Source organism: Shinella sp. (assembly GCF_035998705.1).
Taxonomy (GTDB): domain Bacteria; phylum Pseudomonadota; class Alphaproteobacteria; order Rhizobiales; family Rhizobiaceae; genus Shinella.
Window position 1 is genome coordinate 39,301 of sequence record NZ_DASYHH010000026.1, and the last position, 24,869, is coordinate 64,169.

General features: G+C 62.4%; 24 protein-coding genes. 7 read left to right on the plus strand and 17 right to left on the minus strand.

Annotated elements, in window-relative coordinates:
• Positions 1–3: 3 nt before the first annotated feature.
• Both xdhA and uraH read right to left on the minus strand, forming a co-directional pair.
• The gene (xdhA, locus tag VGN93_RS22900) at positions 4–1,482 is read right to left on the minus strand and encodes a xanthine dehydrogenase small subunit (RefSeq protein WP_327509309.1); all 1,479 of its coding nucleotides are present in this window, start codon (positions 1,480–1,482) and stop codon (positions 4–6) included.
• 3 nt (positions 1,483–1,485) lie between these two features.
• Positions 1,486–1,851 carry a hydroxyisourate hydrolase gene (uraH, locus tag VGN93_RS22905; RefSeq protein ID WP_327509310.1) on the minus strand — a complete coding sequence of 122 codons (366 nt, stop codon included), beginning with the start codon at positions 1,849–1,851 and terminating at the stop codon, positions 1,486–1,488.
• A 162-nt stretch (positions 1,852–2,013) separates the two neighbouring features.
• Here uraH and puuE point away from each other — a divergent pair, with 162 nt between their 5' ends.
• Genes puuE through VGN93_RS22920 form a run of 3 tightly spaced genes read left to right on the plus strand, consistent with a single transcriptional unit; the run spans position 2,014 to position 4,930 of the window.
• Entirely contained in the window at positions 2,014–3,432 is a 1,419-nt protein-coding gene (puuE, locus tag VGN93_RS22910; RefSeq protein ID WP_327509311.1) for an allantoinase PuuE, read from the plus strand.
• A gap of 8 nt (positions 3,433–3,440) precedes the next feature.
• Positions 3,441–4,448 carry an allantoicase gene (alc, locus tag VGN93_RS22915; protein WP_327509312.1) on the plus strand — a complete coding sequence of 336 codons (1,008 nt, stop codon included), beginning with the start codon at positions 3,441–3,443 and terminating at the stop codon, positions 4,446–4,448.
• Entirely contained in the window at positions 4,445–4,930 is a 486-nt protein-coding gene (locus VGN93_RS22920; RefSeq protein ID WP_327509313.1) for an ureidoglycolate lyase, read from the plus strand. The genes alc and VGN93_RS22920 overlap by 4 nt, the downstream gene beginning before the upstream one ends.
• Positions 4,931–5,187: 257 nt before the next feature.
• Here the strand turns inward: VGN93_RS22920 and VGN93_RS22925 are convergent, their stop codons facing one another.
• The 15 genes from VGN93_RS22925 to VGN93_RS22995 all read right to left on the minus strand — a co-directional run bounded on the left by VGN93_RS22925 (position 5,188) and on the right by VGN93_RS22995 (position 20,890).
• On the minus strand, positions 5,188–6,480 hold the full coding sequence (locus tag VGN93_RS22925) for an NCS2 family permease (protein ID WP_327509314.1): 1,293 nt from the start codon (positions 6,478–6,480) through the stop codon (positions 5,188–5,190).
• A 308-nt stretch (positions 6,481–6,788) separates the two neighbouring features.
• Entirely contained in the window at positions 6,789–7,247 is a 459-nt protein-coding gene (locus VGN93_RS22930; protein WP_327509315.1) for a YbaK/EbsC family protein, read from the minus strand.
• Positions 7,248–7,316: 69 nt separating this feature from the next.
• The gene (locus tag VGN93_RS22935) at positions 7,317–8,714 is read right to left on the minus strand and encodes a DUF2793 domain-containing protein (RefSeq protein ID WP_327509316.1); all 1,398 of its coding nucleotides are present in this window, start codon (positions 8,712–8,714) and stop codon (positions 7,317–7,319) included.
• Positions 8,715–8,932: 218 nt separating this feature from the next.
• A complete protein-coding gene (locus tag VGN93_RS22940) occupies positions 8,933–9,808 on the minus strand; it encodes an N-acyl homoserine lactonase family protein (RefSeq protein ID WP_319323009.1) in 876 nt (291 codons plus the stop codon).
• Entirely contained in the window at positions 9,780–10,268 is a 489-nt protein-coding gene (locus tag VGN93_RS22945) for a hypothetical protein (protein ID WP_327509317.1), read from the minus strand. The genes VGN93_RS22940 and VGN93_RS22945 overlap by 29 nt, the downstream gene beginning before the upstream one ends.
• Positions 10,265–11,896 (minus strand): GMC family oxidoreductase, encoded by a 1,632-nt coding sequence (locus tag VGN93_RS22950; RefSeq protein ID WP_327509318.1) that lies wholly within the window; start codon positions 11,894–11,896, stop codon positions 10,265–10,267. The genes VGN93_RS22945 and VGN93_RS22950 overlap by 4 nt, the downstream gene beginning before the upstream one ends.
• Before the next feature lie 79 nt (positions 11,897–11,975).
• Complete coding sequence (locus VGN93_RS22955; protein ID WP_327509319.1) at positions 11,976–13,454, minus strand: NAD-dependent succinate-semialdehyde dehydrogenase; 1,479 nt, start codon at positions 13,452–13,454, stop codon at positions 11,976–11,978.
• Positions 13,455–13,465: 11 nt separating this feature from the next.
• On the minus strand, positions 13,466–14,482 hold the full coding sequence (locus VGN93_RS22960; protein WP_327509320.1) for an ABC transporter permease: 1,017 nt from the start codon (positions 14,480–14,482) through the stop codon (positions 13,466–13,468).
• Between the two features lie 8 nt (positions 14,483–14,490).
• Positions 14,491–15,462, minus strand: a complete 972-nt coding sequence (locus tag VGN93_RS22965) for an ABC transporter permease (RefSeq protein WP_327509321.1) — start codon at positions 15,460–15,462, stop codon at positions 14,491–14,493.
• Complete coding sequence (locus VGN93_RS22970) at positions 15,459–17,018, minus strand: sugar ABC transporter ATP-binding protein (protein WP_327509322.1); 1,560 nt, start codon at positions 17,016–17,018, stop codon at positions 15,459–15,461. Before VGN93_RS22970 ends, VGN93_RS22965 begins: the two co-directional genes overlap by 4 nt.
• Positions 17,019–17,099: 81 nt before the next feature.
• Positions 17,100–18,236 (minus strand): ABC transporter substrate-binding protein, encoded by a 1,137-nt coding sequence (locus tag VGN93_RS22975; RefSeq protein ID WP_327509323.1) that lies wholly within the window; start codon positions 18,234–18,236, stop codon positions 17,100–17,102.
• Between the two features lie 28 nt (positions 18,237–18,264).
• The gene (locus VGN93_RS22980; RefSeq protein ID WP_327509324.1) at positions 18,265–19,140 is read right to left on the minus strand and encodes an alpha/beta hydrolase; all 876 of its coding nucleotides are present in this window, start codon (positions 19,138–19,140) and stop codon (positions 18,265–18,267) included.
• Positions 19,141–19,142: 2 nt separating this feature from the next.
• Positions 19,143–19,523: a hypothetical protein gene (locus VGN93_RS22985; RefSeq protein WP_327509325.1), complete on the minus strand. Its 381-nt coding sequence runs from the start codon at positions 19,521–19,523 to the stop codon at positions 19,143–19,145.
• Between the two features lie 21 nt (positions 19,524–19,544).
• Positions 19,545–19,973: a carboxymuconolactone decarboxylase family protein gene (locus VGN93_RS22990; RefSeq protein ID WP_319323028.1), complete on the minus strand. Its 429-nt coding sequence runs from the start codon at positions 19,971–19,973 to the stop codon at positions 19,545–19,547.
• 38 nt (positions 19,974–20,011) lie between these two features.
• A complete protein-coding gene (locus VGN93_RS22995) occupies positions 20,012–20,890 on the minus strand; it encodes an NAD(P)-dependent oxidoreductase (protein WP_327509326.1) in 879 nt (292 codons plus the stop codon).
• A gap of 353 nt (positions 20,891–21,243) precedes the next feature.
• Between VGN93_RS22995 and VGN93_RS23000 the strand changes: the two genes are divergently transcribed.
• The 4 genes from VGN93_RS23000 (at position 21,244) to VGN93_RS23015 (ending at position 24,769) form a co-directional block, all read left to right on the plus strand.
• Entirely contained in the window at positions 21,244–21,933 is a 690-nt protein-coding gene (locus tag VGN93_RS23000; RefSeq protein WP_327509327.1) for a GntR family transcriptional regulator, read from the plus strand.
• A gap of 250 nt (positions 21,934–22,183) precedes the next feature.
• Positions 22,184–23,206, plus strand: a complete 1,023-nt coding sequence (locus tag VGN93_RS23005) for a sensor histidine kinase (protein WP_327509328.1) — start codon at positions 22,184–22,186, stop codon at positions 23,204–23,206.
• A gap of 262 nt (positions 23,207–23,468) precedes the next feature.
• A complete protein-coding gene (locus tag VGN93_RS23010; RefSeq protein ID WP_327509329.1) occupies positions 23,469–23,948 on the plus strand; it encodes a DUF305 domain-containing protein in 480 nt (159 codons plus the stop codon).
• 290 nt (positions 23,949–24,238) lie between these two features.
• Complete coding sequence (locus tag VGN93_RS23015; RefSeq protein ID WP_319323038.1) at positions 24,239–24,769, plus strand: DUF4142 domain-containing protein; 531 nt, start codon at positions 24,239–24,241, stop codon at positions 24,767–24,769.
• Positions 24,770–24,869: the final 100 nt, after the last annotated feature.

Genomic DNA, 24,869 nt, shown 5'->3' on the forward strand with positions numbered 1-24,869 from the left:
GGCTCACGCAGCCTCGTATCTGGACACCTGCACCGGTGCCTCGCTGGATGTCGTTTCCATATAGAAACGCAGGAGAAGGTTTTTGGCCACCAGCGCGCGATAATCCGCGGTGGCGCGCATGTCGGTCAAAGGCGAAAAGTCCTCGGCATATTTTTCCATCGCCGCTTCCACCGTCGCTTCCGTCCACGACTTGCCGAGAAGGGCTGCCTCCACCGCGGCGGCGCGCTTCGGCGTTGCCGCCATGCCGCCATAGGCGACGCGGATTTCGGCCACCCTGCCATCGGCGGCGAGCACCAGGCGGAAGGCGCCGAGCGTTGCCGTGATGTCCTCGTCGCGCCGCTTGGTCACCTTGTAGACGGCGAATTTTTCCGTCGCGGCGGGAATGGGCACCTGCACGGCTTCGACGAATTCGCCGGGCTGGCGGTCCTGCTTGCCATAGGCGATGAAATAGTCTTCGAGGTGGATGGTGCGCCGCTCTGAGCCCTTGCGCAAGGTGAGCGTGCTATCCAGCGCGATCAGCGCCGGCGGCGTGTCGCCGATCGGCGAGCCGTTGGCGATGTTGCCGCCGATCGTGCCCATGTTGCGCACCTGCTGGCCGCCGATGCGGTTGATCAGCGGCCCGAGTGCCGGGATATGGTGCGACAGCGTGGCGATCGCCTCGGAATAGGTGACGCCGGCGCCGAAGGACACCACGCCGTCCTGCACGGAAATCGCCTTAAGCTCATCGAGCCCGGCGATGAAGACCGGCGTGATGGCGCGCATATGCTTGGTGACCCACAGGCCGACATCGGTGGAGCCGGCGACCACGGTTGCGGTCGGCGAGGCTTCCAGCACAGCGGCGAAATCATCGAGATCGGCCGGCACGATCCAGCGGTTTTTGCCCTCGCCGATCTCGACGCGGGCGCCGTCACGCAAGGCCTTGAGGCGCGCGATCATCGTTGCGCGCTCGGTGAGCAGCGGGTCCTTGTCGGTGTTGCCGTAGCTCGAGATGGCGCGCGCGGCGCGCAGGATCGGCTCGTAGCCGGTGCAGCGACAGAGATTGCCCTGGAGCGCCGTCTCGATCTCCTGGTCGCTCGGATTCGGCGACTGCATCCACAGCGCATAGAGCGACATGACAAAGCCCGGCGTGCAGAAGCCGCATTGCGAACCGTGGTAATCCACCATCGCCTGCTGCACGGGATGGAGATGGCCGTCGCTTGCAGCAACATGCTCGACGGTCACCACATGGCAGCCATCCAGCGAGCCAAGGAAGCGGATGCAGGCATTGACGCCTTCATAGACGAGGCCGCCGGACGGCGTCAGGCGTCCGACCAGCACCGTACAGGCGCCGCAGTCGCCCTCCGCGCAGCCTTCCTTGGTGCCCTTGAGCAGGCGGGAAAGGCGCAGCCAGTCGAGCAGCGTGTGGTCCGGCGCCACATCGCGCAGCGCCACGTCACGGCCGTTGAGGATGAAGCGCAGCTCGGAGCGGATCTCGACAGGCATGGTTCAGCTCCCGCGGTAGGTGGAGTAGCTATAGGGCGAGACGAGCAGCGGCACGTGATAATGCGCGCCCTCGTCGGCAAGACCGAAGCGGATGGGGATGATGTCGAGGAACATCGGGCCATCGCCCGTGCGGCCGAGATAGTCGCCGGCGTGGAAGCGCAGCTCGTAGGTGCCGGCCTTCATGGTCTCGCCGGCGAGAAGCGGCGCGTCGCAGCGGCCGTCATCGTTCGTCTCTGTGGTCTTCAGCAGATGGAAGGTTTCGCCCTCGACCCGGAAGAGTTCGATGCGCAGTCCCTCGGCCGGTTTGCCGCGGGCGGTATCCAGGACGTGGGTCGTGAGCCGGCCGGCTCGCTCCAAATGTGACTGCATGATCTTCCTCCGCGTACACAGTGCTCCTCTCTCCACTATCCGTCAGCCCCACCCCCCTGAAAAGCGGCGGGATCGTTCGAGACTTTCAAAATTTCCGGGGGAATGGCCCGCGCGATTTCGGGTTAGAAATTCGCCATGGACAGGGTTTGGAGGAGCGTTCCCATGCGATATTGCCGTGACATGCACGGATACGGACAGACACCGCCGGCGGCCGAGTGGCCGGGCGAGGCACGCGTCGCCGTGCAGTTCGTGCTGAACTACGAAGAGGGCGGTGAGAACTGCGTGCTGCATGGCGATGCCGCCTCCGAGGCCTTCCTCTCCGAAATCGTCGGCGCCGCCCAATGGCCGGGCCAGCGCCACTGGAACATGGAATCGATCTACGAATATGGCGCCCGCGCCGGCTTCTGGCGGCTGCACCGGCTGCTGACGGAGAAGGCCGTGCCGGTCACGGTCTATGGTGTCGCGACCGCGCTTCAACGCTCGCCGGCCCAGGTCGCCGCCATGCTGGAGGCCGGCTGGGAGATTGCCTCGCACGGCCTGAAATGGGTCGAGCACAAGGACATGCCGGCCGAAGAGGAGCGCGCGGCGATTGCCGAGGCGGTCCGCCTGCACAGGCTCGTCACCGGCGAGCGGCCGCGCGGCTGGTATACCGGCCGCTGTTCCGTAAACACCGTCGATCTGGTGGCGGAAGAAGGCGGCTTCGACTACGTGTCCGATACCTATGCGGACGACCTGCCCTACTGGTACGAGCATGGCGGCCGCCAGCAGCTCATCATCCCCTATACGCTCGACGCCAACGACATGCGTTTCGCAACGCCGCAGGGTTTCAACAGCGGCGACCAGTTCTTCAGCTACCTGAAGGATAGCTTCGATGCGCTCTATGCCGAAGGCATGGCGGGCAGCCCGAAGATGATGAGCATCGGCCTGCATTGCCGCCTGATCGGCCGGCCGGGCCGCGTCATGGCGCTCGCCCGCTTCATCGACTATGTGCAGAGCCACGACAAGGTCTGGATCGCGCGGCGCATCGACATTGCCGAGCACTGGGCGAAGACCCATCCGCCGCGACCGCTTGGCGAGCGTCCCTCGCAGATGGCGGAAGAGGCTTTCGTCAAACGCTTCGGCGATATTTTCGAGCATTCGCCCTGGGTCGCGCGCCGTGCCTGGGCCGGCGAACTTTCGCCGGCTAACGACACCGCGGTCGGCCTTGCCGCGGCGCTCACCTTCCAGTTCCGCGCGGCAAGCGATGCCGAACGGCTCGGCGTGCTCGTCGCCCACCCGGACCTCGCCGGCAAGCTGGCCGAGGCCAAGCGCCTGACGGCGAGCTCGACCGAAGAGCAGGCGTCGGCCGGCCTCGACGCGCTGACGGACGAGGAGCGGGCGCGCTTTACGGAGCTCAACACGGAGTATGTCAAAAAGTTCGGGTTTCCGTTCATCATCGCGGTCAGGGACAACACCAAGGCCAGCATCCTCTCGGCCTTCCAGAAACGCATCGGCAATGACCGCGACGTCGAATTCGCTACTGCCTGCAAGCAGGTGGAGCGGATCGGGCTGCTGCGGCTCAAAGCCCTGCTGCCGGCCTGAGACAGACCATGTCGACCGGCGCCCCGCCTGCGTTCACCCGTGGAACGATCAACCTTGCCGCGGCCAGCCTCGGGGCAAGAGGCGTCTTCGCGACGGATGAATTCTTCGGGCCGCTGTCGCGCATGCTGGCCGATGAACCGGCCGTCTTCCACCCCGGCCTCTACGACGAGAACGGCAAGTGGATGGACGGCTGGGAAACGCGGCGGCGGCGCGGGCCGGGCCATGACCATGCGATCATCGCGCTCGCCACGCCCGGCCGCATCCGCGGCTTCGACGTCGATACCGCCTTTTTCACCGGCAATTTCCCGACGGCCTGCGCCATCGAGGCCTGTCATGCACCGGAAGGCCCCGACGACCGGACGGCTTGGGTGGAGTTGCTTGGGCCTAGCCCGCTCGGGCCGAGCGCCCAGCATTTCTTCGAGTGCGCCTCGGGCGGGCTCTACAGCCATGTGCGGCTGCGCATCTATCCCGATGGCGGGGTAGCGCGGCTGCGGGTCTATGGTGTCCCGACGCTCGTCCCTGCCGAAGGGCCGATCGACCTTGCCGCGGCGCTAACCGGCGGCCAGGTCATCGCGCTTTCGAACGGGCACTACGGCCACCAGCGCTTGCTCGCGCCCGGCCGCGGCGTCAATATGGGTGACGGCTGGGAGACCAGCCGGCGCCGCGAGCCCGGCCACGAATGGATCGTGGTGAAGCTCGCCACGCGGGCGACGGTGGACAGCATCGTCGTCGATACCGCCCATTTCAAGGGCAATTACCCGGATGCCTGTTCCATGCAGGCCGCCGACCTGACGGGCTCGACGGGGGACCTCCCCACCCTTGTCAAAGCCGCGTCGATGTTCTGGCCGGAAATCCTGCCCGAGCAGAAACTGGCCGCCGACCGTATCCACACGTTCGACGGCCATCTCGTGAAGCAGGCGGGTGCGGTGACGCATGTCCGCCTCAACATCCATCCGGACGGCGGCGTCAGCCGCCTGCGTGTTTTTGGCCATCCGGCCGAGGGAGGAAAGACATGAAGACCATCGAGATCAGACCGTTGACCCGGGAGGCCTTCGCGCCCTTCGGCCAGGTCATCGAGCAGGACGGGGCGCCGAATTTCCCGATCAATGCGGGCAAATGCACCCGTTTCCACGACCTGGCCAACATCGAGACGACGGGTGAAAAAGCCCGGCCGATGATCAGCCTCTTGCGTGGCGAGCCCTATCCGCTGCCGCTGGAATTGAAAATGGTCGAGCGCCATCCGCTCGGCAGCCAGGCCTTCATTCCGCTCGGCGAAAGCCCCTTCCTCGTCGTCGTCGCCGAGGAGACGGAAAACGGTCCCGCCGAGCCGATCGCCTTTCGCACCGCGCCCGGCCAGGGCGTCAATATCGGCCGCAATGTCTGGCACGGCATCCTGACCCCGCTCGACACCGTCTCCGATTTCGCCGTGGTCGATCGCGGCGGCGAGGGCGTGAACCTCGAAGAGCACTTTTACGACGAATCCTTCCTGATCCGCTGATCCATCCACCGGGCAGCGGATCCGCCGGCCCGCCTCCACGGGCCGGCACTTTTTCAGCTTCGGTGCCAGCGAAAACTGGACCGTCGACGAAGCGGCCCGGCTCAGCGTCTACCGCTTCTTCTACGGGCCGAAAGCCGGAGAGACCACCGCTGCGACCGAGCCGACATGGCAGGCCTTGGCTCGACGGCATCGCAAAGTCCTGAAACGAAAACGGGCCGCGCTCATCACGCGGCCCGTTTCTTTTTAAGTGAAGCCCCTTACTCCGCGAAGAAGGCGAAGCGGATGACGAAGAGGACCGCGACGATGGCCGTTGCCGGGTGGATATCCTTCCACTTGCCGGTGAAGAGCTTCAGCACGGCGTAGCTGATGAAGCCGAAGGCAAGGCCGTTGGCGATCGAATAGGTGAAGGGCATGGCGAGCGCGGTGAGGGCCGCCGGCGCCGCTTCCGTCAGGTCTTCCCATTCGATTTCCGTCAGTTCCCGCATCATCAGGCCTGCCACATAGAGCAAAGCCGGCGCCGTCGCATAGGTCGGCACGGAGCCGGCGAGCGGCGAGATGAAGAGGGCGGCGAGGAACAGGATGGCGACGGTGAAGGCGGTGAGGCCGGTGCGACCGCCGGCCTGCACGCCGGACGCGCTTTCCACGTAAGCCGTCGTGCTGCTGGTGCCGATCAGGGAGCCGGCGACGATCGCGGTGCTGTCGGCGAGAAGCGCGCGGCCGAGGCGGCTCGGCTTGTTTTCCTGGATGAGATTGGCGCGCTTGGCGACGCCGATCAGCGTGCCGGTCGCGTCGAAGACTTCCACCAGCACGAAGACCAGGATGACATGGATGAGGCCGCCATGCAGCGCGCCCATGATGTCGAGCTGCAGGAAGGTCGGCATGATCGACGGAGGGGCCGAGACAATGCCGCGGAACTCGCTGACCCCGAAGACCCAGGAAAGCACCGTGACGGCGAGAATGCCGATCAGGATCGCGCCCTTGACGCGCAGTGCATCGAGCACCGCGATGACGAAGAAGCCGAGGATCGCCAGAAGCGGACCGGTTTCCTTCAGGCTGCCGAGGCCGACGAGCGTCGCCGGGTTGTCGACGACGATGCCGGCATTCTTCAAGGCGATGATGCCGAGGAAAAGGCCGATGCCGGCGGCGATCGCGCTTCGCAGCGAATGCGGGATGCCGGCGATCAGCCAGCTGCGCACGCCGGTCACCGTCAGGATGACGAAGATGATGCCGGAAATGAACACCGCGCCCAGTGCCTGCTGCCAGGTGAAGCCCAGCGCCGCCACGACGGTAAAGGCGAAGAAGGCGTTGAGGCCCATGCCGGGCGCCATGCCGATCGGCCAGTTGGCGACGAGCGCCATGACCAGCGAGCCGAGAGCCGCGGCAAGACAGGTCGCGACGAAGACGGCATCCCGGTCCATGCCCGTCGTCGACAGGATGTCCGGGTTGACGAAGATGATATAGGACATGGTGAGGAAGGTCGTCAGACCCGCGATCACCTCTGTGCGCACGGACGTGCCGTGCTCACTCAGCTTGAAAAGCCGTTCAAACATGTTTTCTCCCCCTGGCGCAGCCTGCGGCGCGCCGTGCGAAACTTCCGGGTCAAAGCTCCTCCAGCCACCCGGTCCTGACCGACGCTTCGCACTGCGAACCGCCGCCCCCGCGGATTTCCCGCGCCCGCGCGCCGCTGTCCGCCGGAAGCCGGCCGCGGTTGATCACAGTTTCGTCATATTGCTTGTTCGCGCGGATTTGCGCCAGCCGGGCATTTCCCCGAATTTTAGCGAAACTCTTTCACGATTCGCCTGATGCGAGGCACGATTCGCCTGATGCGGGGCACGATTTGACCGGCAGAAGGTCTGCGTCACTCGCAGACGTCGACCCATTCGCCCTTGACCAGCGCCGCCATGCGCTCCGGTGCAATGCGCACCGCCGCATTCGTCGCGCCCGCGGCCGGAACGACCTCGTCGAACGGCCGGAGCGACACGTCGCAATAGACCGGCACTGGAGCAGGCAGGCCGAACGGGCAGACGCCGCCGACGGGATGGGACGTGATCGCCAGCACCTGTTCCGCATCGAGCATGCGCGGCTTTGCGGCAAAACGGTCCTTGAATTTCCGGTTGCTGAGCCGCGCCGTGCCGGCGGCGACGAGCAGCACGATCTCCTCGCCGATGCGCAGGCAGATCGTCTTGGCGATCTGTTCCGGCGCAACCCCATGGGCTTCGGCGGCCAGCGTCACGGTCGCCGAACTCTGCTCGGTGACGAGCACCGCGACATCGGGAGCGTTTTGCGAAAAGAAGCTGCGGACGGATTCGAGAGACATGCCCATGTTCATAGCCAGTCCGGCGGCCTCCTTGCAAGAGGCCACCGAAAAGCAATGCATACTATGCATTCACGCGTAGATGCCGCCGGTCGGGATCGTGCCGGCGGTCGAGCCCGGCAGGAAGGTCATCGCCTTGCCGAAGGTGTTGATGACGCCGTTCGTTTCGGCGATGTAGCGGCTGCCGGTGGCCGCGCCTGATATCGTCGGATTGGAGAGCGCCACGGTGCCGCAGCTGCTGGCGGCGATGAACTGGGTAAAGGCCGGCGTGCCGGTCAGCGTGAAGGTGCGGTTCACGCCCGTGAGGTAGCCCATGGCGATGTTCATATGCCGCCGCGCGCCGCCATTTATCGTGTAATTGTCCTCCAGCACGATCTGGCAGGGGCTGTCGGCAAAGATGTGGTCGGCATTGGCGCCGACCGCGCCGAACTCCATCTTGCCGAGGCGGAGCGTGACACCGTTGCTGACCGACAGCGCATGGATGAGATCGGTGCCGATGGCGATCCGCAGGCCGCTGACACGGACCTGCGCCCCATTGCGGAAGCTGAGCCCCGAGGACAGCACGACCGAGGCCGGCGTCGTCTCGTTGCCCTTGATGAAGAGCGTGCCGCCGCCGATCAGGGGCCGCACGACCATCGCGCCGACATAGGTTCCGTTGGCAAGCTCGATCGTCACGTCATAGCTCGCGCAGTCGAGTTTATGCGCCTCGTCAATCGCCTTCTGGAGCGTCGCAAACGGCGTTCCCACCGTTAGCCCGTTATTGCTGTCGCTCCCGGTCGCCGCAACATAGTAGGTAAGATTGCCGGTGAGCTGCGGCCGCAGGCCGACGGCGCCGGCCGGAAAGGACACCCTGCCCGTCGCCTGGTCGATCACCACGGCGTCGTAGAAGGTGGAGCCGTCGGCACTGACCTTGACGCGGAACGCATCGCTGCCGGCAAGCCCCATTTCGGCCCGTCCGGACCAGCCCGTCTGGAACAGCAGCGACGCCGTATCCCCCGCATTGGCCTTGTTGATCTTGACCTGATGACCCGCGCCCTCATTGGTGAACAGCGAAGCGGGCGAGGCGACCGCCAGCCGGTTCGTCGCATCCGCCGTCGTGTTGATGCCGACTTCGACCGGAATCGCGACGCTGACGGTGGCGAGCGCCCATTCGCCCTCCTCGAAGGTCAGCATGCGGTTTTCGTCCGTGGCATAGGCCAGCCAGCCGTCCCGCGGCGTATAGAAGGTCCAGACCCCATCCTGCCAGGCAGCGACGTCCTTCGCCCGCCCGGTCCAGGCCCCCGTCGCACCGGCAGGTACGATATAACGATCCCCAGCCAGCGGAATGTCTGGAGGAGTCGTCACACTCCGGCTTCCGACAGCAAGATGAAGAAGCGCATCGACCGCCTTGATGGCCTCGTTGTGCGTCACATGTTTCTGGGCCTGTGCGGGGAGGATATAGGGGAGATTGAGGTTTTCGGTGGCGTCCATTGTCCGGTTTCCTGTGTGGGTTTTCCGGAATTATACGGAGGCGTTATGGGGCGGGGAAAACGGCGAAGGATTTCATCCCCCAGCAACGACAAAAGCCCCTCGGTTTCCCGGGGGGCTTTCGTTTACGATTCGCTTCTTTAAGCCAAAGACGACGTGACATCACCGACCGTTGCAATACGTGTTGAGCAACGGCGACCGCAGCGCCCTCACCCGCCATGTCAGACGCGCGACGCATCTCCGTTTGCAAGCGCCACCTCGACGAGATAATGGCCGCGTGTCGTGGTGCGCGACGGATACAGGTCGGCCATCTTCTGATCATGTGGAATAAGGACACGGCTGATATCCCTGCCGACCGTCGTCATGATCTCGTCCGTCACCATCAGAAGTTTGGTATTGCTGCCATAGGACAGACCGTTCGGCACATAGGCCGGGTCGTCGGGCGTGCCGCCATGCAGGTTTTCGTGACGATAGATCAGATCGCCGGTATAGACATAACAATCCTCGCTTTCCACTTTCCCGTCATTGCGCACGACGATGTACTGCGAATAGGCGGTATGGGTATCGGGCGCGACACGTACGTCGATGCCGGGAAGAATATTGTCGGCGTCGCCATCGATACCGATGAGGCGACCTTCCCTGGCAAGCTGCACAGCCTCCATCATGTCGTTCGGGTCCGTGGCCCCCATCAGCCAGCGGAACTTGCGGTCCATCGCCATGATCTTGACCCATGCAGCCAATTCGTCCGACTGGATCAGAAACGTCGCATTGGGAAACAGCGAAAGGCCGCCCATGTGATCGAAATGTGCGTGCGTCAGGACAACGTAATCGATGTCTTCGGGCTTGACGCCGACTTCGCCGAGAACGTCCCTCGGATGCGCCCATTTCTGAACGTTGAACTTCTCGACGAACGCTTTTCCATGGGTCTCCGCATTGAGGCCGCAATCGAAAAGAATCGTCTTTCCGTGCCCCTTGAGCAGCGTATAGGCGTATGGCAGCACCTGCGTACCGGCATTGTGACGGCCGAATATCAGCGAACTCGTCGCCGCATCGGGCACCTCTGCAAAATTAAGAATCCAGATCGAATACTCGGCCATTGCGTCCTCCACTGTTATCCGGCGTCCTGTGCATGGCACAGCAAGACTGTTGAAAATCGACCGTCTCGAAGCCCGGTATCGCGTGCGATGCCGCCTCGATGTCGCGCCAGGCGGAGCGCAGGGGCGGCAGCGGATCACCTGCCGAAATCAGTCCCGCGAGCCTGTCGTCGATGGCATCGAGCGAAATCGCCAGCTTCCTCGCCGCATCCGTCAGGTGATGATGGAAATGCGCGGCCACGGCCGGCGGCCTCAGACGTCGGCGTTCGGCATCGGCCCTGTCCAGCCGCGTTCGCGCCGCCAGCCGGCTCTCGATATCGAGAACATGCCGGGATTTCAGCATTTCCAGCGACATGAGAAGCCCTGCCAGTCGCGTGGCGACTTCGTGGAGCGCATCGAAAACCGGCTGTGCGTCGGAGACATAGTGGCGCGCAGCCTCTTCGTTTCGACCCGCCTCCATCATTGCAGGGCCGTCCGGGCGAGGATCATGTCGGCCGCCTTCTCGGCGATCATCAGGGTCGTCGCGTTGGTGTTCGCCGAAGGCATCGACGGCATGATCGAAGCATCGCAGACACGCAAGTTGCCGATGCCGTGGAACCGTAGCTCGTGATCGACGACGCTGTCCGGCCGATCCCGCGGCCCCATGCGGGCGGTCCCGATCATGTGATAGACGGTCGTGCCCTTTTCGCGAGCGAAGGCAAGAAGCTCGTCGTCGCTTTCCACATCCGGCGGGGGCGAGGTTTCCGCCTCGACATATCTGGCGAGCGGAGCTGCACGAAACAGACGCCGGGCAATCCGCATGCCACCGAGAAGCGTCTTCTGGTCACGCTCGTCGGTCAGGTAGTTGGGCTGAATGGAAGGGGCCTGGAACACGTCGCCGCTCTTGACCCGGACATGGCCCAGGCTCTCCGGCCGCTCCTGCCAGACGCCGAGCGTCAAACCGGGATGTTTGTCGAGAAGGCCGACAACCCCTTCCCTGAAGCTTGCGGGCGCGCAGGCGAATTCCAGATCCGGTCGATCGACCGAGGGATCGGAACGGCAGAAGATATGCACCAGCGACGGGCTGATCGCGAGCGGGCTCGGAAGGCCCACCAGCCAGCGGGCGACCTGGATGGCGAGTGCGGGGCCCTGCACCTTGGTGTTGATGGTCGGCGCGCCTTGGATCCTCGACACCATCCGGACAGCATAGTGATCGCGAAGATTGGCGCCGACGCCCTGTATATCGCGAACGACCTCGATGCCGGCCGCCTTGAGGACATGAGCGGGACCAAGGCCCGAAAGCTGCAGAAGTTTCGGCGTATTGATCGCCCCGGCCGTCAGGATGACCTCGCGACGCGCCCGGACCGTGCGGATCTTGCCGCCCGATCCACCCTGGATATACCGGATCCCGCATGCAACGCCGTTTTCGAGAATGATCGACGTGCATTGGGCATGCGTCCTGATCGACACGTTCGGGCGGCGTCTGGCCTTGGAAAGGAACGCCTTTGCCGAACTGACGCGCTTGCCGCGATAGATCGTCCTCTGGAAGAATCCCGCGCCTTCCTGCGTCGCGCCGTTGTGATCGGGATTGCGGGGAATACCGATCGCACCGGCGGCATCGATCAGCGCATCACTGACCGGGTTGTGCCAATCCAGATCAGAGATCGGCAATTCTCCATCGGTTCCGCGATATTTCGGATCGGCCTTGCCGAGGCGTTTTTCGGAACGCCGGAAATAAGGCAGGACGTCGTTGTAGCTCCACCCCGGATTGCCCGCCGCTGCCCAGTTGTCATAGTCGGTCGACTGGCCACGAACGTAGTTGAGCCCGTTTATGGAACTCGATCCGCCCAGAACGCGCCCCTGCGGCAGCGGGAACGACCGGCCGTTGACGCCCGGCCCCGGCTCGGACCGGAAGTTCCAGGTCAGTTTCTTCGAATAGATGTTCTTTATATATCCCGCCGGAATGTGAATGAGCGGATTGGTGTCACGCGGCCCCGCTTCAAGCGTGCAAACCGAATGCCCTGCCGCACTCAGCCGCTCGGTCAGGACGCAACCGGCCGTTCCCGCACCCACGACGATATAGTCGAAGATGTCATCTGTTTCCGTAGCCATCGATACCCTCCCCCATGATTTCCATGCGAAACCATGGACCGTTCAAGAAAACCATCTGACGCGACGCCGCGTCCTATGATCACGCAATGCCCCCGAGGCAGACGTATTTCAGGGACAGGAAGTCATCGAGACCGTATTTCGACCCCTCTCGCCCGAAACCCGATTGCTTGACGCCGCCGAAGGGGGCGACCTCCGTCGAAATGAGACCGGTATTGACACCGACCATTCCGTATTCGAGGGCCTCCGCCACTTTCCAGACCTGCGTGAGGTCCTGCGCGTAGAAGTATGAGGCGAGGCCGAATTCGGTATCATTGGCAAGCGCGATAACCTCATCGACGCTCTCGAAGCGGAAGATCGGGGCAAACGGCGCGAACGTCTCCTCCCGCGCGACCTTCATCCCGGTCGTGACGCCCGTCACGATGGTCGGCCCCACGAAGGTCTTGCCGAGCGGGTGCGCCTGTCCGCCGAGGACGATCGTCGCCCCCTTCGCAACGGCATCCTCGACGTGATCCTTCAACTTGGCCATCGCGGCATCGTTGATCAGCGGACCGAGCTGAGTTTCAGCGTCGAAACCATCGCCGACTTTCATCGCGGACACGGCGTCGGTGAAGCGGCGGACGAACGCGTCATGAATGCCGGATTGTACGAAGAGCCGGTTGGCGCAGACGCAGGTTTGGCCGTTGTTGCGGAACTTCGACAGGAGAGCGCCTTCCACGGCAGCATCGACATCGGCGTCGTCGAACACGATGAACGGCGCATTGCCGCCAAGTTCAAGGCTGAGCTTCAGGATCTTCTGCGCGCCTTGCGCCATCAGCATGCGGCCGACTTCGGTCGAGCCGGTGAATGTCAGCTTCTTGACGATCGGATTGCGGCAAACTTCCGTGCCGAATTCCCCTGCACGCTTGGTCGGGAGCACGCTTAGAAGGCCTTTCGGCAGGCCGGCCCTTTCGGCAAGCGTCGCGAGCGCAAGCGCCGAGAGCGGCGTTTCGGCGGCAGGCTTGAAGACCATGGAGCAACCGGCCGCCAGAGCGGGCGCGAACTTGCGCGCCACCATGGCCGAAGGGAAATTCCAGGGTGTGATGGCGGCGACGACGCCGACCGGCTGTTTCAGCACGACAATCCGCTTGTCCCGGTGATGGCCCGGAATGGTATCCCCGTAAATTCGCTTGGCTTCCTCTCCGAACCACTCGATGTAACCGGCGCCATAGGCGACCTCGCCCATCGCTTCCATGAAAGGCTTGCCCATTTCGGCGGTCAGGATGGTGGCGAGATCGCGCTGGTTGGCCATGACGAGGTCGTACCAGCGTCGCAGGATTACCGCGCGTTCCTTCCCGGTGGCCTGCGCCCAGGACTTCTGCGCGACGTCCGCTGCAGCAATAGCCTTGCGGATTTCGTCCAGGCCCATATCCGGCACCTCGGTCAGAACCTCGCCGGTCGAAGGGTTGGTGACGGCAATCGTCTGCCCATTGGCCGAGGTTACCCATTCGCCTGCGAGCAAGGCGTGTTCCCGGACGAGGCCAGGATCGGAAAGTCGCGATAGGAGAGATTGCGCTATCATGTCGGTCTGTCTCAGATCTGGTTGCGGATGTGCGGGGCGCGGGCGTAGATCGCCACCATCGGAATGATGATCAGCCCGACCACGGCCTGTTGCGAGGCGAAGCTCAGTCCCAAGCCGACGAGGATGGAGGTGAGGACGGTGAGAACCAGCACACCGAGCACCGTCGCGCCGTAACCGCCCGCGCCGCCCAACAGCGAGGTCCCTCCGATGACGACGGCCGCGACCGTCGTGAAGAGATAGGGATCGCCCACACCGACGAAGCCGCCGCCGGAAAAACCGAGGAGAAGCATTCCCGCCGAAACCGAGGCCACGCCCGAGATCGCGTGAACGGCGACCCACAGTTTCCGTTCGGAAATCTGCAGGCGCGCGGCCGCGACCCGGCTGCCGCCCAGCGCATAGATACCGCGGCCGAACCAGGTACCGTGCATAACCAGGACGACGACAGCGGTGAGAATTGCCCAGATGAAAACCACCGGCGGCATCGGAATGCCGAACGTCTTGCCATTGAAAGCGGCAAGGTTGCGCAGCCATTCGGGAAGCGTCGCGAAGACGGTGCCGGCATAGATCGAGCCCAGCGTCGTATAGATCTGCGTCGCGCCGACAACGGCAAAACCGATGGCAAGCGACATGATCAGCGCCTGTCCCTGTATCCTGAAGCTCATGAGCCCGTTGACAGCGCCAACGAGTGCTCCAAGCAGGATAACGAGCACAATTGCGACCGCTGGCGGCAGGCCGGACACGAGCAGGCTCGGCAGGAGGATATTCGCAGATCCAATCACGAAGGGAATGGACAGATCGAGCGCACCAAGCAATGCGCAAAGCGTCTGACCGAGCGAGGCAATGCCGAGAAAAGCCGCCAGGAGAAGGATCGACCGCAGGTTCTGCACCGAGACGAAGCCGGGAACGAGCAGCGCTCCGACGATGACGAGCAGAGCCAGCAGCGCAGCGCCGATGGCGAGCGATCGTTGCACGCGGATACCGGAAGCCGACCGGGCCAGCGTGGAAGAGGCGTTCACGGTCTTGTCCATGGTCTGCCTCATGCCCTTTTCGCGAACGGGGATGTGAAGAGGTTCACCAGAAGAGAACATGCCAGGATCGCTCCGAAAGCCAGCTGGGTGACGTAGCCCGACAGAGAGCCGAAATTGAACGTCCCCAGAAGGTAGTTGATGAGAAACATATTGAGGGCACCCAATGCCGCGCCCACCACGCCGCCGCGGCCACCGGAGAGGCTCGCGCCCCCAAGCACCAGCGCCGTCACGGCCTGCAGCGTGTAGGTCGAGCCCTGTGTCGGATCACCCGAAGCAATCAGCGCCGTGTAGCTGAGCGCGGCAAGGCCGGCGAACATGCCGCCGATGGCGAAGGCGATCAGCCGGACGAGGTCGACATTGATGCCGGACGTATAGGCCATTCTCTCGTCCGAGCCGACCATGCGAAGCTGTCGATGAAAGCCGGTCCTGGTGATCGTCGCCCAGAAGGCGGAGGCGACCAGCACGAGAACGAGGATCGGCGAGACGATCTGCGCGGCGCTCGCAGCCCCCCAGTTCATCAGCCAGTCCGGCGCGACGCCGCCCGGCCGCGACATGATCATCAGGTTCACACCGCTCAACACCAGATAGCCCGACAACGAGACGATGATGGGCGCGATCCGCACATAGATCACGATCGCCGCCAGCATGACCTGCCAAAGCGCACCCGCCAGAAGCGCCCAGCCAATGAACAGGACCGGATTGGTCAGCCCCCTCGCCGAAAGCCATGTGATGAGCGTGACGTTCAGGAAGCCGATCAGCGGACCGATGGACAGATCGACGGCTCCTCGTCCCGACATTACAATCGGGGTCAGCGCCATCGTCGCGAAAAAGAGCGGTGCTGCGACCAGGATGCCGTTTCCGATGCCGGACGGCGTGAACAGGTTCGGCGCACGCACAACCGCGATGGCCAGCAGGACGACGGCGAGCGTGACCGGAACCGCAAGCGATCCAAGCTTCTGAAAGGATCTGGCGGCTCTCATTGTGCATCCTCACGCATTGCTTCGAGTTCGACATGGGCGCCGCGCGGCTGCCCGAACATAGCGCCGAGGATTTCGCGCTCCTCGATGTCGGCTCCTGTCAAAGAGCGGAACAGCGTTCCCTTGACGAAGACATCGACACGATGAGCCAGCCCCATGAATTCCTCGATCTCGCTGGAGAGATAGACCACCGCGCCACCGCTTTCGGCGAAGCGCTGAAGCTCGCGATAGAGATCACGCTTGGTGCCGATATCGACGCCGCGCGCGGGATCGTTGAACACGATCACGCTTGGCGTATCCGCGAAGGCGCGCGCAATCAGGACCTTCTGCTGGTTACCGCCGGAAAGAGAGGTGATGCGGTTGCCGGACGAACCCATCCTGATCGACAGGCGCCGTGCCTCTTCATCGAAGAGCGAGCGGGCGCGGCGGGCATTGATCTTTCCAAACGGTCCCAGCTCGCGCCGGTAGATGCCAAGAGCGAAATTGTCCAGGATGCTGAGCAGCGGGAAAATACCTTCGCGCTTGCGATCACCGGAAACCCAGGAAATATGGTTGCGCCATGCGGCCTCGAGCCCATCGATGGCTTCCGTCCGGCCGTCGGCTTTTCTACAGGAGACCTTGCCGGACGATGACTTCACAATACCGGCGAGAATGCGGGCGAAACGCTCCTGCCCCTGCCCGTCAAGACCTGCCAGTCCGACGACCTCTCCCGGCTGAAGCGAAAAATCGAAGGGTTGCGCGTCATCGGACGTTCGCAGGCCCCTGCAGGTAAGGATCGGGGCCTTGGCGGCCCTGTTTTCATCCAGGCGCATGATCGGCGCGGCGCTCAGGACACGACCGGCCTGTGTCATCATCTCAAGAAGCCGCGCTTCCGTTATTTCCTCGCGCGCAAGAACGCCGACGGCCTTGCCATCCCTGAGAATCGTCGCGCGGTCCGCGATGCTGACCAGTTCGGCGATACGGTGGGTTACGAGCAGGATCGTCTTGCCGGCATCGCGCAGGCGGGCGATCTCGGTAAAGAGACGTTTCGTCGCCTCGAGATCGAGCGCGGCGGAAGATTCGTCGAAGATCAACACCTCCGGCTCGCGCAGGATGGCGCGGACGATCACGATCCATTGCCGGACGCTCAAAGGCAGGTCGCCGGCGCGGTCATTCAGATCCACCGCATGGCCGACGCAGCGCGTCATGATCGCGCCTGCCTCGCGCAGTCTTTCTGCACGGCTCTTGCCGGTGCCGACAAGGCCCTCGCTGCCAACATAAAGATTGTCGAGGACGCTGGCTTCCTCCGCAATCAGGACTTCCTGGAAAATCGTCGCGACGCCCCGGTCGCGCGCCTGGCGCGGTGTCGTGATCACACTGCCCAGCACTTCGCAGAGACCGCCGTCGGGCACCAGCACGCCGGAAATGATCTTTGCCAGCGTGCTCTTGCCGCTGCCGTTCTCGCCCACAATCGCATGAACCTCACCCTTGCAGGCCTCGAAGGTGCAATCCGTCAGGGCGCGGGTTTCGCCAAAGCGCTTCGATACCGTCTGCAGACGGATGGAAACAGTGCCCGCCATGCTTGCTCCAGTTCATGTCTGATCGTGAAGAAATGCGGCCGGGCTTCGGCCATCGCCAGCCCGGTCGCGTGTCGGCCTTGGTTACTTCGGGTTGGTGAAGAACTGCGCTGCCACATCCTTGGGCCACCATGCCTCCGCCGTCGGCTGAATCCAGCCGGTGGAGTTCAGGTCGCAATCCTCCGGAATGGCCGCCCTCACCTCATCGATCGTGTAGGGCAGCACCGGCCGCAGCATCGACTGGATCTTCGGCCCCTCACCGCTCAACGTGCGCAGCATGACATCCCAGACCTGGTCCATCTCGCGGGCCGGCGGCCAGATATGGAAGGACTTGGAGATCCAGTCGGGGTTTTTACGCCAGTAGCAGGCGGCAGACGCCTCTCCGCCGAGCGTGATCGGCACCATCGGGCGGCCGGACTGGAGCATGGCGTTGAGCACGCCGTTTTCCTGAGCCGCCTGGGTGAGGATACCGTCGACCTGGGTCGGGTTGACCGCGAGGAATTTCTGCAGCTCGGTCTGTGCAACCTGGTCGGTCCACTTTCCGGCAACTTCGCCGATGATCTTGATATCGGGATAGGCCTCGAGTGCCTTCTTTGCACCCGCGTCGAAAGCGTCCGACGAAGCCGTGCCGGGAACGCCGGAAACGAGCACGACATTGCCCTTGCCGCCCATCTCGTCGGCAAGCCACGTCGCCATGTCGAAGCCGCCCTGCATGTGGTTGGCCGCGACGTTGATCGTGTAGGGCGAGGTCGTGTAGCCGGAATAGGCGAAGACAGCCACGCCCTTCGACCATGCATATTCGATCGTCGGATTGAAGGCCGTGACGTTCGAGCAGCAAATCACGATCGCATCGACGCCATTGTCGACCATCTGGCGCATCTGCTGGATCTGCACCGCATCCTTGAAGTCCGCCTGCGTCACGACGAGTTCGGAAACGAGGCCTGCCTCCTTGGCCGCCGGGGCGAGCTTGTTGACGATCTCGTCGAGCGCCGTTGCCTGCCAGGTATTGCCGGCATAGGTCGAGGCATAACCGATCTTCCACGGCGGCCCCTTCTTCGCCTTGAAGTCCGCCAGCGGCGACTTTCCGACCGGGATCTGGCTGTCGACCATCGCGTAGACGCTGCGGATGTTTTCCGGCAGCGTTTCAAGCCCGTCGGCCTGCGCGGACGCAGCCGTCATCATTGCCGCGAGCGAAACTGCGGCTGACAAATATTTCATCATGTTATTTCCTCCTCCTCTTGTTTTCCGCCTATTTTCTGGAATGAACCTCTTCCAGGATCGGCAGCAGATACTCACGAAACTTCGTGTAGTCTTCTGTGACCGGGAAATGCCCGAGATCCTTCATCGCCCAGAACTTCGAGCCCTTGACCAGCTTGGCCAGCGCTTCGGTTTCCTTGGGAGAGGTGTTCGGGTCGTATTCGCCTGTCAGCATGTAGAGCATGCATTTGGACGTATCGATTGCGCGGGCTTCGTCGTCAGACATGTTGTGGTCGTAGTAGTAGTAATAGAGGTCGCCTGCGAAGATGCCCGGTCCGCCGCAGCTATATTCCCACTGTATTTCCCTGACGTTTTTCTCGGGAGAATAGGGCGAGATGTTCAGCATCATCGCCGCCCCGATCGAGGTGCGATTGACGTTGGGATTGTCGAATTCCTTGCGGATGCCGGCCATGCCGACATCGACATACTCCACCGCCGAACGGAGAGCGCCTTCGACGGCGATCGTCGCGCGATAGCGATCGGGATGATTGGAGGCGAGATCGACGGCAAGGTGCCCGCCCATCGAACTACCCATATAGAGCGGCCGGTCGAGACCGAGCGCGTCGGAGAGAGCGTTGGGAAACGCCATCATCCGGCTCTTGGTCATGTTGTATTCCTGTTCCCACCAGTTGACGCCGTAAGGCGGCAAAGACTTGCCGTGATAGGGAAGGTCGAATGCGATAACGCGGTAGCGCGAGGTTACCGCCTCGTCGCACAGCATGTGCCGGTACTGGCGGCCGTCAGAGCCGGCCGTATGTCCGACGATGAGCGGAATGCCGGAGCCGGCCTCCTCATAGTAGACGCGATATTCTATGCCTTCGACGGTCAGATAGACATAACGCCCGGTGATCGGATCATGCTTCACCATGCTCACGCCTCCTCGTTGTGCAATTGACGCAGAAGCGTCGTCATTCGGTTGAGTGCGGGCAGATATGCGAAGGTCTCATCCGAATCGCTGATTCTCATGCCGTGCTTGACGGCAGCCGACTGAATGCATTGGTAAAATGGGCGCGGTTTCCACTTGAGAAGCTCGTCCCATTGTTCAACGGTACCGCCGACGACGATGGTGGCCTCCGCGTCCGATGCCGAAGCGCCGTCCGCAACTTCGGTGAGCGCGCCATCGGCGAAGCTCAATGCCCAGGACCGGGCTCCGAAAACCAGGCGAATGACACCTGTCAGATACCGTGTCTCGCGCTTGAATTCGAAATCCTCACGCGCGAGTTTGGCAAATGCCGATCTGTCTATTTTCATGTTTGCTCCTCCCAATCCGACCTATTCGCTCAGTTCATCGAGAACCTGTTGAGCGCTCCTGAAACTGTCGATTGCAGCCGGGACACCGCAATAAATTGCCACCTGCAGGAATATCTCGGTGATCTCGTCCCGGCTCAGGCCGTTGTTCAACGCGCCCCGGACATGCGTCCGAAGTTCGTGCTGGCGGTTCAAGGCGGAGATCATTCCGAGGTTGAGGATCGACCGGTCGCGCCGGCTGAGGCCCGGACGATTCCAGATCTCATCCCAGCAATATTCGGTGACGAGTTTCTGCATGGGCCAGCTGAAATCCGTGGCCTTGTTCAGCGAGGCTTCCACATATGCGTCGCCAAGAACCTCCCGGCGGGTCTTCAGACCACGGTCGAAAGCCTCGGTGTGTTCGCGCGCATCTTCTCCTCCAGAGTGGCGATGATCGCCTGCCCCGTTTGGCATGTTACTCCTCCATTCAAGTGTTTTCCGGCTGACCGACGCTAGTCGCCCTGCCTTTTCAGATAGTCATAGAAGCGCGTGTGATCGACGGCACCGCCGAGCGTGCGCGCTGCATCGTCCCAAAGATCTGCCGTCTGCGTCAGGCCCGGCTGGCTCAGTCCGAGCGAGGTCGAAAGGTTGGCGGCGGTCCGGATATCCTTGGCCATCAGCCCCAGTGCAAAGCCCGAGCCGAAGGTTCCGGAAAGGATGAACTGGTTCATCTTGACTTCCGTGGCGTTGTTTTTGCCGCTCGAGGAATTGAGGATATCGACGACCTTCGCCTCGTCGAGACCGAATGCACGCCCGAGCAGCACGGCCTCGACGGCGGCAATCATGCCAGCGCCCGAAACGTAATTGTTGATCGCTTTCATGGCGTGCCCGGTACCCACCGGGCCGCAATGGAAAATCTTGGCGGACATCGCACCAAGGATGGGCTTCGCGGCCTCGAAATCCGCCTCCGATCCGCCAGCCATGAGCGCAAGCGAACCTTCTACGGCCCGCTTGACGCCGCCGGACACCGGCGCATCGACGACGCGGAGATGGCCTGACACTTTCGCAGCCAAGGACCTTGTTTCCTCCGGTGCCGAAGAACTCATTTCCAGAAGCAACGCATTCTTCGGCGCCTGGCGGAACGCATCGCCCTCCAGAAGAACGCTTTGGACGATCTTGCCGTCGGAAAGCATGGTGATGATGACGTCGCTTCCCGACATGGCGTCGACAGCGCTTGCCGCAATCCTTCCGCCCCTCTCGGCCAATGCCTGCAAGGCCTCGGAAGACAGATCGAAGCCGACGACGTCGTATCCGGCCTTAAGCAGGTTCAACGCCATCGGCATACCCATCTGCCCAAGCCCGATAAAGGCAATATGTGCGCTTTTCGACATCGATCATCCTCCCTGCCGTCGAGGGTGAGTTAACAGATTGTCTGACAAGCTGTCAAAGCAAAAATTGCTTTTTTCCGATTGTGCTCCGAAAGCAGTCAACTCAGGCGGCGGACATATGAGCGAAAGAAGAGGCGAAGGATGCCTACCTCCAGCAGAAACAATGACCTACAAAATGGTCTGCGATTCCACGACTGCGGCTGCATATCACTCCGCTTTTTGTGCGCCGCCCATCAACACGCTTGCGTGCAGCCGTAATTCCATCTAGTTTCAGATCAGACAATCGGACCGTCGCTGCTGTTCACGCTGGCAAATCGAGCGGGATCACAGATGCGACCAGTTAGACAGGATGGACGATGGCTGACGCGGAACTGCAGATTGCACGACAAAGCGCGTCTCTGCGGATTCAGGTGGAAGACAAGATCAGGCAGGCCATCGCAACCGGTCGCTTCAAGCCCGGCCAGAGGCTCGTGGAGCGGGAGCTCTGCGAAATGATCGGGGTCGGACGCACCTCGATTCGCGAAGCGCTGCGCCAGCTCGAGGCGGAAGGGCTGATCACCAGCTATCCGCACAAGGGTCCCGTCGTCAGCACCATTACCTATGATGAAGCGTCTCAGCTCTATACGGTGCGCGCTCTGCTGGAAAGCTTTGCAGGGCAGCAGTTCGCTGAAAACGGCACCTATGAGGACATCGCCGTTTTGAAGGCCGCCGTCGCCGAGTTCGAGGCTGCGGCCGAAAGCGGTGTCGGCAGCCGGCTGATCGAGGCGAAGAACGCCTTCTATGACTGCCTCATGGACGGCAGCAAAAACATCTTCGTGCGACAGATGCTGACGACCCTCCATAACAGGATCAATCTGCTGCGCATGACGTCGATGACCCAACCAGGCCGCCTTCGGCATAGCATTGCCGAGATCAAGGAAATCGCAGACGCCATCGATCAGCGAAATGGGCAGCGCGCCGCCGCCGCCTGCAAGCACCACATCGATATGGCGGCGAAAGTAGCGCTGGATTATCTGCGTAAAAACCCACCTTCCGAGCATTCTTGACAAGAGAATTGCCAGACAATCCTACATTCTCTACAGCCTGGCCGCAAGCGTTATAGCGGGCAGATTCACGGCGGCGTCGATCGGGAAACCCCGCCGCGGATGGGCACGAGGCCCGCTCACCTTGAAAGGCGGGCGGATTCCAAACGAGGCCAGCGCTACGATGCCGCTTGACCGAACGGATTGCGATCGCGGTTATAAAGCGCCGTCATCCGTGGCATAACGTCTGAACGAGACGCCACGGGACGCCCCCATGAAGACCGCACCTGCTACTGACAATATCTCCGCAAGAGAGCATTTCCTCGAGGCAATCGTTCAAAGCGCCATCGACTATGCCATTATCTCGATGGACCTCGACGGCCTTGTCACCAGTTGGAACGAAGGCGCGCACCGCATCCTGGGCTGGTCGCCCGAGGAGATGATCGGAAAACCCGCAACGGCTTTCTTCACGCAGGAAGACAGGGAAAACGGTGTCCCGCAAAAGGAAATGACGGCCGCTCTCCACAGTGGTCGGGGCAATGACGAGCGGTGGCACCTGCGGGCGGACGGCACCACATTCTGGGCATCCGGCGAGATGATGGCATTGCGTGCTCCCGACGACAGCGTGATCGGGTTCATCAAGATTCTTCGCGACCGGACTCAGGAGCGCGAACGCGCCGAGCGTGAGCGCCTCCTCATGCACGAACTCGGCCATCGCATGAAGAATACGCTCTCGGTCGTCCAGGCGATCGTGACGCAATCCCTGCGCAATGCGCGTTCGCTGGAGGACGCATCCGGAAAGCTGCTGTCGCGTATCGCGGCCTACGCCCACGCCCATGAGATCCTGCTTCAGAAGGACTGGACGAGCGCAACGCTCGCCAACTTGGTCGATGCCGCCCGGCTGACCATCGGGTTGGATGGAAGCGAGCGCTTTACGTCAGTCGGGCCTGATGTCGAACTGGGGCCGCAGGCGGCGCTGTCACTCTCGATGGTCCTTCACGAACTCCTGACGAATGCCGCGAAATACGGGGCGCTGTCGAATGCCGACGGGCGGGTCGAAATCACATGGGACATCGAACGCCGGGACAGCGAGGATGTCCTGGCCGTTTCCTGGCGGGAGACCGGCGGCCCGCGCATCGCGAAACCCACATCCGGACGGGAAGGTTTCGGATCGCGTCTCATCATTTCCAGCCTTGGCGCCTATGGCGAGGCGAACGTCACCTATGAGCCGGAAGGCATGCTGCTTATCGCTGAGCTGTTGCTCGCCAAGCTGCAGTTCCGCAACGACCCTGCCTGAGACCAAAAACACGACGCGCTGATAAAGCATGGTTTGGTGGATTTGACGAAAGGCCGATCCATTCGGGCATCAAGTGTTTCCGAAACGAACACGTTGTCTCTCTTCCCACGCCGCCACCATCGATGAAAGCCGCGGTCGAAAATTACGCGTGACGCCTTGGGAACCTGATTGCTTCTCATCGGTTGGGACGTTTACCCATCCTCACGAATTTGCCCGTTGTCGGCCGGGTGGCGAACCGGCCGACAGAACGAGGAGAGCCACCATGCGAAACCATGATTCTGCACCCGCACGCTGGCGTCCCTATGCCATGTTCCTCCTCAACATGGTGCTGAGCGTTGCCCTTATGTATCTCGTCATGTTCTCGATGATCGATGGCTGGGCCGATTTCCGGAACAACCTCAACATGTTCTACATGGCGCTGACCATGGTGGCGCCGATGGGCGTCATCATGTTGGCGACGATGGGTAAGATGTACGGGAACAAGCGGCTGAACATCCTGCTTTACATCGGCCTTGCCGCCCTGTTCTTCGCTGCACTGGCGGGCACGCGCACACAAGCGCTCATCGGGGACCGGCAGTTCATTGCTTCCATGGTTCCCCATCACTCGGGCGCGATCCTCATGTGCAGAGAGGCGGATCTCGAGGACATGGACCTTGTTTCACTTTGCGCCGAGATAGCGCGCGGCCAACGCGCCGAGATCGAGCAGATGAACGCCATCCGATCGCGCCTGGAGATGGAATAACCCAACGCAATGCCGTCGAATGGGATGTCCTCTTGGCGTGTTCTCCTTCCGGAATCTCGAGCTTCACCTCGTCGGTAAACCGACGACTTCGGCCCGTGTCGATGGTCTACCCTCGTCTTTGATAATCAGAAATGGCTTTTCCCGGTCAACGACGCGCAGCGCATCCGGTTTTCCCGAAGTCGTTCATCTCGGCGGACTGGATGAGCGTAGAGAGCGTGGCCCAAATCCTTCCGCCCCAGGGAACAAGCCCCCCGGCATCCGGTTAGAGGATGAAACCAAGGAGAGACGCCATGAAAACCTTCCGCCTGATCCCAGCTCTATTCCTCGTCGCCACCTCTGCATTCGCCCAGTCCACGGCGGAGACGACGGGGGTCAACTCCACGCTCGGCATTCCTCCCAAGACGGAGGATTTCGTCAAAGAAGTGTCCATGAGCGACATGTTCGAGATCGAATCGAGCAAGCTCGCCCTCGAACGCGGTGGCGCGGCCACGAAGGCTTTCGCACAGCAGATGATCGACGCCCACCAAAAGACCACGACCGAGCTCAAGGCCCTTCTGGACAGCGGCAAGGTGAAGGCTCAGCCGGCGGCGGCACCCTCGGAGGATCAGCAAGAATCTCTCGATGAGCTCAAGTCACTATCCGGCGCGGAATTCGACGACGCCTATCAGGACGATCAGGAGGATGCGCATGAGAATGCGGTCGATGTGTTCACGCGTTATGCGAAAGAGGGCGACAACGCTGACCTGAAGGCATGGGCGGCAAAAACAGTGCCGGATCTGAAACATCACCTGAAAATGGCGGAAGACCTGGACGGCAAGTAGATCGCTTTCAGGCATAATAGGGTCGGCGCCCGTCTTACGATCCGGCGGGCGTCTTCCCAGTTTTCGCGCAACGACGTTCCTCACATGGTCGTCGCTGGCG